At 39.6% G+C, this 10,364-nt stretch carries 10 protein-coding genes and 1 pseudogene; 4 read left to right on the top strand and 7 right to left on the bottom strand.

Annotated elements, in window-relative coordinates:
• Positions 1-120 precede the first annotated feature (120 nt).
• Positions 121-1,059: a site-specific tyrosine recombinase XerD gene (locus BN338_RS04750; RefSeq protein WP_039759523.1), complete on the bottom strand. Its 939-nt coding sequence runs from the start codon at positions 1,057-1,059 to the stop codon at positions 121-123.
• A gap of 254 nt (positions 1,060-1,313) precedes the next feature.
• Here BN338_RS04750 and BN338_RS04745 point away from each other — a divergent pair.
• From BN338_RS04745 to BN338_RS04730, 4 genes and pseudogenes are all read left to right on the top strand, one after another.
• Positions 1,314-1,947 (top strand): annotated as a pseudogene (locus tag BN338_RS04745) (shikimate kinase).
• The gene (gene aroB, locus BN338_RS04740; protein ID WP_039759521.1) at positions 1,922-3,055 is read left to right on the top strand and encodes a 3-dehydroquinate synthase; all 1,134 of its coding nucleotides are present in this window, start codon (positions 1,922-1,924) and stop codon (positions 3,053-3,055) included. Before BN338_RS04745 ends, aroB begins: the two are co-directional and overlap by 26 nt.
• A 403-nt stretch (positions 3,056-3,458) precedes the next feature.
• Positions 3,459-3,842 carry an MliC family protein gene (locus tag BN338_RS04735; protein ID WP_039759518.1) on the top strand — a complete coding sequence of 128 codons (384 nt, stop codon included), beginning with the start codon at positions 3,459-3,461 and terminating at the stop codon, positions 3,840-3,842.
• Between the two features lie 17 nt (positions 3,843-3,859).
• A complete protein-coding gene (locus BN338_RS04730) occupies positions 3,860-4,252 on the top strand; it encodes an MliC family protein (protein ID WP_039759515.1) in 393 nt (130 codons plus the stop codon).
• A gap of 16 nt (positions 4,253-4,268) precedes the next feature.
• Here BN338_RS04730 and mnhG read toward each other — a convergent pair whose 3' ends face one another.
• From mnhG to BN338_RS04700, 6 genes are read right to left on the bottom strand one after another with little or no spacing between them, the layout of a single operon-like run.
• A complete protein-coding gene (gene mnhG, locus BN338_RS04725; RefSeq protein ID WP_039759512.1) occupies positions 4,269-4,676 on the bottom strand; it encodes a monovalent cation/H(+) antiporter subunit G in 408 nt (135 codons plus the stop codon).
• Positions 4,673-4,954, bottom strand: a complete 282-nt coding sequence (locus BN338_RS04720; protein ID WP_039759510.1) for a K+/H+ antiporter subunit F — start codon at positions 4,952-4,954, stop codon at positions 4,673-4,675. The genes mnhG and BN338_RS04720 overlap by 4 nt, the downstream gene beginning before the upstream one ends.
• Complete coding sequence (locus tag BN338_RS04715) at positions 4,954-5,436, bottom strand: Na+/H+ antiporter subunit E (RefSeq protein WP_039759507.1); 483 nt, start codon at positions 5,434-5,436, stop codon at positions 4,954-4,956. The genes BN338_RS04720 and BN338_RS04715 overlap by 1 nt, the downstream gene beginning before the upstream one ends.
• Complete coding sequence (locus BN338_RS04710; protein ID WP_039759504.1) at positions 5,433-7,055, bottom strand: monovalent cation/H+ antiporter subunit D; 1,623 nt, start codon at positions 7,053-7,055, stop codon at positions 5,433-5,435. Before BN338_RS04710 ends, BN338_RS04715 begins: the two co-directional genes overlap by 4 nt.
• On the bottom strand, positions 7,055-7,396 hold the full coding sequence (locus tag BN338_RS04705; RefSeq protein ID WP_039759503.1) for a Na+/H+ antiporter subunit C: 342 nt from the start codon (positions 7,394-7,396) through the stop codon (positions 7,055-7,057). Before BN338_RS04705 ends, BN338_RS04710 begins: the two co-directional genes overlap by 1 nt.
• A complete protein-coding gene (locus tag BN338_RS04700; RefSeq protein ID WP_039759501.1) occupies positions 7,396-10,323 on the bottom strand; it encodes a monovalent cation/H+ antiporter subunit A in 2,928 nt (975 codons plus the stop codon). The genes BN338_RS04705 and BN338_RS04700 overlap by 1 nt, the downstream gene beginning before the upstream one ends.
• Between the last annotated feature and the right edge of the window lie 41 nt (positions 10,324-10,364).

The following is a 10,364-nucleotide window of genomic DNA, read 5'->3' as shown; positions in this document are numbered from 1 at the left end:
GAGATCAGCAACTGGTTTTTCAAAATCAAGATAATTATACATTTATACCAACTCATTCAGCGTCACTTATACACTTATAATTTCCTTTATAAAGTCTTTTTCTAAAACATCACCTTTTCTTTAACGAGCCTTTTGCTCATCGGCAAGTGGATGATGCTCATTGACTAAACGATAAAGCCCCTCTTCCAACACATGGGTATAAATCTGAGTCGTAGAAATATCAGAATGACCTAACAAATGTTGAACGGCACGCAAATCAGCACCATTTTGCAAAAGATGGCTAGCAAAAGCATGGCGCAACACATGGGGAGAAAAGCTTTCACTTTTTATTCCAGCCCTTTTAGCAAGATTTTTTAATTCCCGTGCAACAACTTGACGCGCAATATGTCCTGTTTCTGAATGCGCCGGAAAAAGATAAAGACTTTTCGCATCTTTTCCTTGATCCCGCAAATTCAACCACTGCAAAAGAACTTGATAGGCTTTTTTTGATAACAGCACCATTCGTTCTTTTTTTCCCTTACCGCGAACCAAAATACTGTATTCTTCCCCCCGTACAGCCTGCACAGGTAGACTCACCAACTCACTAATACGCAATCCTGTTGCATAAAGCATTTCGCTCAACAGCTGAAGACGCAATGCACGCAGATAATCCTTAGATCCATAAACAGCTTGATTAACTTCCAACTGCGCCAAATCAAGAAATTTTGTCACCATATCTTCACTAATAATTTTGGGCAAAGAACGCCCTTGCCGAGGTGCATCAATATCATGGGAAGGATCATCTGCTCTTAATCCTTCTGCGTAAAGAAACTGATAAAATTGACGCAACGTCGATAAACGGCGCGCTTGTGAAGTTGCAGCAAAACCAAATGTATGCATGAGCGACAAAAGATCAATTAAATCTTCCTTTTGTGCAGAAAAAAGCGAAACCGAATGCGAAGACAATTCGTCTTGCGCCCACTGTAAATCATGCTGATAAGCCGCAAGTGTATGGGCAGAAGCACCTCGCTCAGCACTCATCATTTCAAGAAAACGCTCTATCACCATGTTACTTTTCATTGCTCCCTTCTCAAAGAAAGAGTCAGCGAATCCAAAGGGACATCAATAGACATATCCACAGTTACGGGCTCAACAAAAACGACAAGAATGATCATTATACTAAAAAGAATAGCAAGAAAAATGAAAAGAATCATCAAAAGTCTGGTTAATGTCGGCATAAAATAATAAACTTTCCCAAAACACTCTGTCTTTTATCCTACCGTATAAAGATTAACAGGAATTGACTTTAAAGCAGATAAATGCCGAAATAAGCTATGAAAAGTAATCGACCCCAACATCCCCCTATCTCACAAATAAAAAGGCACATCTTATCTTCTCTCGATAATCAAGCTCTTGTGTTCGTTGGTCTTATGGGAGCAGGAAAATCAGTCATCGGAAAACGTGTTGCCACCATGCTTGATTTACCCTTTTACGATTCTGATCAAGAAATCGAAAAAGCAGCACAAATGTTTATCACAGAAATCTTTAAAATCTATGGTGAAGGAGAATTTCGTTCCCTTGAACAGCGTATTATTTTCAACCTCATCAAAAAACGCCCACTTGTCTTAGCAACGGGTGGCGGTGCTTACATAAATCAAGAGATACGAAAAACAATTCATCAAAATGGAATATCTATCTGGCTCAAAGCAGATCTTGATATCCTTATGCAACGTGTTTCCAAGCGTCCAACACGACCGCTTCTTCAAACAGCTAATCCTAAAGAAACGATGCAAAAACTCATGGAACAGCGTTATCCTCTCTATGCAAAAGCAAACGTAACTATTAACAGTCATAAAGAAAGCCCCCACAGTGTAGCAAAAAATGTCATACGATCTCTCCAGCACTACCTCCATACAAAAAAATAACGATAGAAAGAAAAAGCATGCAAGCCAAAACCGTCACCATTAAATTAGACAAGCACTGTTATGATATTATCATTGGTCCAGATCTTATTGCGCAAGCTGCTTTACAGATTAAACATTCTCTTAAGCAAAAAAATTTTCATCAAATGCGTTTGGCAATCGTTACAGACACCAATGTTGCATCCCTCCATTTGGATGCATTACAAGCAGAGTTAACAAAAAATAAAATCCATACTGTCCCTATTATTGTAGAAGCAGGAGAACAATCAAAATCATTTTCAACCTTGCAAATTGTCACCGACAAAATTCTTTCTGCACGTTTAGAAAGAGGTGACTGCGTTATTGCTTTTGGTGGTGGTGTCATTGGCGATCTAGCAGGATTTTCGGCAAGTATGATACGCCGCGGAATGAACTTTATTCAGATGCCCACAACGCTTCTTGCACAAATTGATTCCTCTGTTGGTGGAAAGACAGGAATCAACAGCCGACATGGTAAAAATCTTATTGGAGCTTTTTATCAACCACAATGCGTTATTGCTGATACATCTGTTCTTGACACGCTACCATTGCGTGAATTTCGCGCAGGTTATGCGGAAATGGTCAAATATGGACTCATTAACCAGCCTGATTTTTTTGAATGGCTTGAAAAAAACGGACAAGAAATTTTTTCTAATGGCTCGATAAGAATAGAAGCCATTGTTCGCTCATGCCAATTTAAAGCTGCCACAGTCGCACGTGACGAATATGAGACAGGAGAGCGTGCACTCTTAAATCTCGGTCATACCTTTGGACACATGCTTGAAACAGCAACCACTTATGATTCAAAACGTTTAATTCACGGTGAAGCTGTAGCAATTGGAATGATTCTCGCACATCAATTCTCTGCGCAACTCAATCTCGTAGCTCCCACACTCCCACACCGCATCGAAACACACTTTAAAGCTGTAGGTTTACCTACGCAATTAAAGGATATCCCAGGAGATCTACCAAATGCTGAAACATTAATGACTCTCATCGCTCAAGATAAAAAAGTTTCACAAAATAATTTGACCTTTATTTTGACACGCGGACTTGGCCAATCATTTATTGCAAAAAATGTCCCACCAAATTTAGTTTTATCCTTTTTGGAACAAAAATTAACAGAAATTCGTTAATTTGTATTGAATATAATTGATTCGTTTTTATACTTCTATTAAAGGAATAGTTATGATGATGTCTGCGTAGCTCAGTAGGATAGAGCACAGGATTCCTAAAGAAATTGGGCGCTTTTAGGAGAAATCCTCAAAGTGGATCTGCTCAAATTCGGGGAAAGCTTCATAGGCAAAACGATATGCCAATCCCGAGCCAAGCCTCTCTTCACATGAGAGGAAGGTGTAGAGACTGAACGGGCAGCACCTAAAAGGCGCAAGCTTCAAGGTGAAGAGACAGTCCAGACCACAAACAGCTTGTAAAGCTGGCGGTGAAAACCGAAGTGGTATGAATCCTGGGGTCGCAGGTTCGAATCCTGCCGTAGACACCATCACGTAAGATAAATTAGTTTTCATATAGGGAAGCATTATGAAAAAAACTCTACAAATTTTGGGATTTTTTTCCTCTTTATTATTTTTCAATGTTAGCAGTACCTTAGCTGCTACTTTAGTCATTGATGTGTCAAGTAATCCAGAAACACAAACCATAACCTATCAATGTGATATGGGAGCAAATAAAGAACGCATTGAAGCAACCTATCATAACGCTGACAATATTTCATTGGTTGATTTCAAATGGAAAGGCAATCGTATTATCGCTGCGAATGTTATTGCTGCTTCTGGAGCAAAATATGTAGGGGAGCAGTATATCTGGTGGGAGAAAAATAAAGAAGTAACACTTTATGATCTTATTCAAGACCCAGAAGAAAAAAACCCCATCATCTGTAAGGATGAATCACTATTATTATTTTAAATAACTGAGGAAATATCATGAAAAAAATTGCTTTTATTGTAGGATTTTTTGCTGCTTTAAGCCTACCGCTATTCGGTTCACTCAATGCTTTTGCTGGCTCTTTAGTTATTGAGGTTCCAGATGATCCAGAACCAACAACAGAAGTTGCTACTTATCAGTGCGATACAGGCTCAGGTAAAGAACATGTTGAAGTAACCTATCTCAATGCTGGTAACATTTCACTTGTTGATTTCAAATGGCAAGGAAAGCGCATTATCGCTTCCCGCAGCATAAGTGCTTCTGGAGCAAAATATATGGGAGGACCCTATATATGGTGGACAAAAGGAAACGAAGCCATGCTTTCTGATCTCATTAATGATCCAGAAGAAAAAAATCTTATTCAATGTGTAGCAGAACAAAAAACAGAATAAAAAAGCTTATTGCCTCTTAAAAATCGCTTTGGCTCGTATCACGTGATATTTCATCAGAAGTAGATGTTTGTTCTTCCGTCTGACGTGATAAAAGAGCCAGCGGTTTTTCTAATCTATTTTCTGAATAGTGCCGATAAGCTGCTGCTTGTGATACCAGCATAGAAGCAACTGGTATTGTTACAAATAAAAAAATCATCAACAAAAATTCATGAAAAACGAAATGATGATCTACAAAAGTTGAATAAAGAAACGATGCAATAAGAATACTTCCAGCACCCCAACTTGTACTCAACGAAAGCATATGTAAACGCTTATAAAAATTTGGAAGACGCACCAACCCTATTGTTCCAATCAACGTGAGACCAGATCCTAATATCAAAAAAAACGTAACAGCAATAGCAACAACAAGCGATACATCTTTCATTCAATAATCTCTCCTCTCATGAGAAATTTTGCCAACGCAATACTTGATACAGGACCCAACAAGCCAATAATAAGCGCTGCAATAAAATAAATGGTTGTTCCTGAACGGATATCGAATGTAAGAAACAAAAGAATAGTGATTATATAAAGAGCATCCAACCCGACAATCCGATCTTGCGCCCGTGGTCCACGAATCAACCGAAACAAGGCGAAAATCATTGATAAACTTAAAAAAAACTGTGAGAGATAAAGCCCCCAATAAAGGATCACCATACTCATTAAAAAATCTCCAAAAGTAATCGCTCATAGCGTTTTTTGATCAATTTTTGGTAATCATATCCATCTTTAAAATTTAAGACATGAAGCAAAAGTTCACTATTTTTTCTATTATAGGCAATCCAAACAGTCCCTGGAGTTGCTGAAAGAATACATGCCAAAACAGCTAAAGCAGTACGACTTTCAAGTAAAAGAGGCACCACAATAAAACGAGACTGCTGTTTTCGAGATCTTTTAGTTAAAACGAAGCAAGCAACAGCAATATTCGAAACGATAGAATCAATAAACACACGAAAAAACAGCTGAAAAACAGCACGCCAACTTTTAATCGTTATTTTTTCCGGCTCAAGAAGCCGCATCATCCATCCCCCAAACAAAGCAATGATAACGCCTAAAAGCAATTGACCTAAACTAAAACCATTTAAAATCAGCCACATAAAAATAATTGCCATGCTGGAAAAAGGGAAAAAATAACAATATTTCACTGATAAATCCCCTTATTTTCAAGAGAAAAATCATCTAAAACACTGCCAATATAATTTTGAGTTTCATACAAAGTTTTAGCTGTTTCAACCATATAACGACTAACGGGGCCAGCGACAATTGTCATAAGAAAACACAATGCAAGTAGAACAGCAACGGGAGCAAATTCAATCACCTGCACCCGTGGAATCCTTCCTTCAAGAGAAACCCAAAAAGTTCGAATGCCCGTTCGTGTCATCGCAATCAAAGCAGCAAAACCAGATAGAGTGACAAACATCATAAAAAGCCAATCATGATAAACAGGTAGAGAGGTAGAAACATTTTCTCTACTATTGTTTAAGAGTGCCACAAACATCATAAATTTAGCAACAAAACCAGAAAAAGGGGGCAGACCAATAATTAAAAGTGCACAAAGACCAAAACAGGCCCCAAGAATTGCCAAAGTTACCGGTAAATAAGTCCCTACTTCATCTTCTTCCTCCTCTTCATCATCACCATAGACTTCCATTGTAACCGTCAAAACATTAGCTGCTGCATCTTGACAACGTTCAACCAACTCCACCACAAGAAAAAAAGCACCGAGCGCCAAAGTTGAAGAAACAATATAAAAGAGTGCACCTGCGATCAGTGCTGTATTGCCGATCCCGATAGCTGTCAACAATGTCCCAGAAGAGACCAAAACACTATAAGCAGCCAAACGCACCAAGACTTGACTCGCCAACACCCCAATAAAACCAAAAGCCATAGTGGCAAGCCCACCGAAAAACAAAACCGTTTGACCAAAATGGCTAAAATGTCCACTTTCTGGTCCAAACCATAACAATGTTAAACGTAAAATAATATAAATACCGACTTTGCTTAAAAGCGCAAAAGAAGCTCCAACAGGCGCTACTGCTGCACTGTACGTTGGCATCAACCAAAAATTTAATGGCCATATCCCTGCTTTAATTAAGAAAGCAATTCCCAAAAGAGCAGCCCCTATTTCGAATAAAGTTATATCGCTAGAGGCTATATATTGTATTTTTACAGACAAATCAGCCATATTGAGTGTGCCCACGATTCCATAAATGAGTGCTGCACCAACGAGAAAAAACAACGAAGCAACCAGATTAACCACGACATAATGCAACCCAGCACGCACACGTAACGGACCAGAACCATGCAATGCAAGGCCATAAGAAGCTGTCAACATCACTTCGAAAAATACAAATAAATTAAATAAATCACCTGTTAAAAAAGCACCATTTATTCCAACCATGAAAAATTGCATCAATGACTGAAAATGAGGCCCCGCTTTATACCAATGTGCCCGTGCAAAAACCAACGCCGCGCTGCTCAACAAGCTAGAAAGCAAAAGCATCATAGCACTTAAGCGATCAAGCACCAAAACAATACCAAAGGGAGAAGGCCAATTACCAAGCCGATAAACATCTGCAGCTGGTGCAACTTCAAGAGCACGTTTTACCAGTAAAACAGCCACAATAACTAATAATGCGGCAGAAAAAATACTTATGAGTGATTTTAGTTTTGAACGGCGTTCATCATAGAAAAGAAGAAGGGCTCCGGTACTTAACGGCAAAAGAATCGGCAAGATAAGAAGATGATGCACGCAAACTTCCATCACTGTACCTCACGTCCATCAACGTGATCTGAACCTGTTAAACCGCGTGAAACCAACAAGATAACTAAAAATAAAGCTGTCGTTGCAAAACCGATCACAATCGCAGTTAAAACTAAAGCCTGTGGAAGAGGATCAACATAATTCGCTGGATTAATAACCATCGTAGAATCAACAATTGGCGCAGCATTACTGCGTGGTCTACTCATTGCAAATATGAAAAGATTGACACCATAGGATATCAAAGACAAACCAAGAATGACTTGAAAAGTTCGGGGACGCAAAATGAGCCAAATTCCAGATCCGACAAGAATACCAATGGCCAAAGAAAGAATAATTTCCATTAATTTTCCTTCTCTTTTAAAGCTAAAGCAGGTTTTTTACCGATTCGGTAACTACGTATTGATTGATGTGCAAGTGCAATTAAAATGAGGATTGTTGCTCCCAACACAAGAGAAAACACTCCAAAATCAAACAAAAAAGCAGATGCAATAGGAACCTTTCCAATTAATGGCACATGAATATATTGGAAAAATGATGTTAAAAAAGGGTACCCAACAAACAAAGCCCCTACTCCTGTTACAACCGATAGAAATAAGCCAAACCCCATCCAGCGTAACGGCAAAACCCTCAAATGGCTTTCTACCCAACGAATATCCCTTGCAAGATATTGCAAAATAAAGCCTATTGCTAAAGTCACTCCACCGACAAACCCCCCTCCAGGAAGATCGTGTCCTCGCACAAATAAATAAAAAGAAAAAGCAAGAATAACGGAAAAGAGCCCCCCCATAATAACAGAAGGAATAGCGAGATAATTCAAAACTGTATCTCCTACATTTCGATTAGGCTGTGCTTTATCGAAAGCTTCCTGAATACGTTGTTGAAATGGCGGCTCAATACTTTCAGGAGCAGGACGAAATCGACGCAAAAGAGCAAAGACAGTTAAAGAAACAGCCCCCAAAACCACAACTTCTCCCATCGTATCAAAACCACGAAAATCAACCAACAATACATTCACAACATTGCGACCACCTGCACCAGAATAAGCGTTTTTCAGAAAAAAATGAGAAACTGTTGTTCCTTGAGGACGTGTCATCATCGCAAAAGAGAGCCATGCAATGCCAGCCCCTCCCATAGTTGCTATAATGAAATCACGAGCACGACGTAAACGCACTCCAAAATGAACAGACGTTGGAGCAGGATTATGCACACGCTTAGGTAACCAACGCAAACCAAGCAATAATAAGACAGCTGTTACAACTTCAACAACCAATTGCGTTATTGCCAAATCGGGCGCAGAAAGCCATAAAAAGGTTGCACACGTCATCAAACCAGCCCCCCCCAAAAGCATGAGTGATGCAAGACGATGAAACTTTGCTTGCCAAGCAACCAAAAGCGCGCACAATCCACCAACTAACCAAAGAGCGAGAAAAGGAATATCAAGTGGGAAAAGCGGTAACCCTCCTAACGCAATGAAACCATCACACCAAAGCAAAAGACCAGAAAAAATAAAACACACAGCAAAAATCCAATGCAACTGTATTTGCAAACGGCGCGTTGACAAAATAGATTCCACCGCACGGGCCCATTTCCAAGAAATAACCACAAGAATGCGTTCAAAAATACGCGATCCTTTCAAATGACGAAAAAAGGGAGCGCCATCATCACAAGATAAAAAATAACGCCGCCCAACAACATAGAGCAAACCACCCCCTAATAAAGCCACCAAACTCATTATTAATGGCGTATTAATCCCATGCCAAACAGCCAAGCTATAGGAGATCGTCATCGGTCCTAAAACAGACACAACAGCATTATCTAAAATAGCCCCGATTGTTAAATTAGGAAAAATACCAACTGCCAAACAAATAAACACCAAAAATTCCATGGGTAAACGCATAAAATGCGGTGGTTCATGGGGAGTTTTGGATAATTTGTCTGATTTTGGTCCCCAAAAGACACCATGAATAAAACGGATAGAATAAGTCACACTAAACAAGCTCGCAAGCGTTGCTACATAAGGAGCAATCCAATCAAGCCATGATTCCATATGCGTTTCAACGGCCTCAGCAAAAAACATTTCTTTCGATAAAAAACCATTGAGCAAAGGAACACCCGCCATCGCCGCACTTGCTACTAAAGCAAGAGTCGCTGTAATCGGCATAGAGCGATAAAGGCCTGTTAGCTTGCGCATATCACGTGTTCCCGTTTCGTGATCAATAATGCCAGCAGCCATAAATAAAGACGCTTTAAAAGTAGCATGATTGGCCATATGAAAAATCGCTGCAACACATGCAAGGGGACTGCCAAGGCTTAAAAGTGTCGTAATCAATCCAAGATGGCTAATCGTTGAGTAAGCAAGAAGTCCCTTTAAATCTTGCTGAAACATAGAAAAATAAGCCCCAAGAAGAAGTGTCGAGAGTCCTGAAAAACCAACCAGCCAAAACCAAGACTCTGTCCCAGAGAGAACAGGCCATAAACGAACCAGCAAAAATAACCCAGCTTTTACCATTGTAGCCGAATGCAGATAAGCGGATACAGGTGTTGGAGCTGCCATCGCATTAGGCAACCAAAAATGAAAAGGAAACTGTGCGCTTTTTGTTAATCCGCCCAATAAAATACAAATAAGGGCGGGGATATAAAGCGAACTTGATCGGATCACATTTCCAGACTGCAAAATTTTATCCAGATCAAAACTACCAACGATATACCCAATCAATAAAACCCCAATAAAAAGGGCAAAACCGCCAAAACCTGTAATCGTTAAAGCCATACGCGCCCCTTCGCGCGCACTCGCATTATGATACCAGTAACCAATCAACAAAAAAGAAAAAATACTGGTGAGTTCCCAGAAAACAACCAAAAACACGAGATTACCTGATAAAACAATCCCTGTCATTGATCCCATAAAGGCTAGAAAAAAAGAAAAAAATCGTGGAACAGAGTCCGCAGGATCCATATAATAACGCGCATAAACAACGACAAGCAGCCCAATACCTGTAATGAGCAAGCAAAAAAGCCACGACAGCCCATCCATCCGGAGGATCAAATCAGCCCCCCATTCTGGAAGCCAAGGAATATTTAAACGTACAATATTATTGCCGCGAATTGCCGGATAAAGCATGATTGTAAAAAGAAGACTAAAAAGAGCAATGCCCCCAGCAAACCACGCTTCATTATTTTTTGCTGTCGAACGAAAAAAACCAATAACAGCACTTCCACAAAAGGGAAGCAAAATGAGCAATATCAACATTGCTTCCCGTGTTGTCATTCTTTCAGCTCCATCCTGCCTTTAATATTTTGTCATTGACA

It is taken from the genome of Bartonella queenslandensis AUST/NH15 (assembly GCF_000312585.1).
GTDB classification, from domain to species: Bacteria; Pseudomonadota; Alphaproteobacteria; order Rhizobiales; family Rhizobiaceae; genus Bartonella; species Bartonella queenslandensis_A.
Note: the sequence above shows the minus strand (reverse complement) of the source record. Positions and strands in the feature narration are given on the sequence as shown.

Excerpts from the sequence above, each read along its gene's own strand:
- BN338_RS04750 (WP_039759523.1), bottom strand. The coding sequence starts at position 1,059 with ATGAAAAGTAACATGGTGATAGAGCGTTTTCTTGAAATGATGAGTGCT.
- aroB (WP_039759521.1), top strand. The coding sequence starts at position 1,922 with ATGCAAGCCAAAACCGTCACCATTAAATTAGACAAGCACTGTTATGAT.
- BN338_RS04735 (WP_039759518.1), top strand. The coding sequence starts at position 3,459 with ATGAAAAAAACTCTACAAATTTTGGGATTTTTTTCCTCTTTATTATTT.
- BN338_RS04730 (WP_039759515.1), top strand. The coding sequence starts at position 3,860 with ATGAAAAAAATTGCTTTTATTGTAGGATTTTTTGCTGCTTTAAGCCTA.
- mnhG (WP_039759512.1), bottom strand. The coding sequence starts at position 4,676 with ATGAAAGATGTATCGCTTGTTGTTGCTATTGCTGTTACGTTTTTTTTG.
- BN338_RS04720 (WP_039759510.1), bottom strand. The coding sequence starts at position 4,954 with ATGAGTATGGTGATCCTTTATTGGGGGCTTTATCTCTCACAGTTTTTT.
- BN338_RS04710 (WP_039759504.1), bottom strand. The coding sequence starts at position 7,055 with ATGGAAGTTTGCGTGCATCATCTTCTTATCTTGCCGATTCTTTTGCCG.
- BN338_RS04705 (WP_039759503.1), bottom strand. The coding sequence starts at position 7,396 with ATGGAAATTATTCTTTCTTTGGCCATTGGTATTCTTGTCGGATCTGGA.
- BN338_RS04700 (WP_039759501.1), bottom strand. The coding sequence starts at position 10,323 with ATGACAACACGGGAAGCAATGTTGATATTGCTCATTTTGCTTCCCTTT.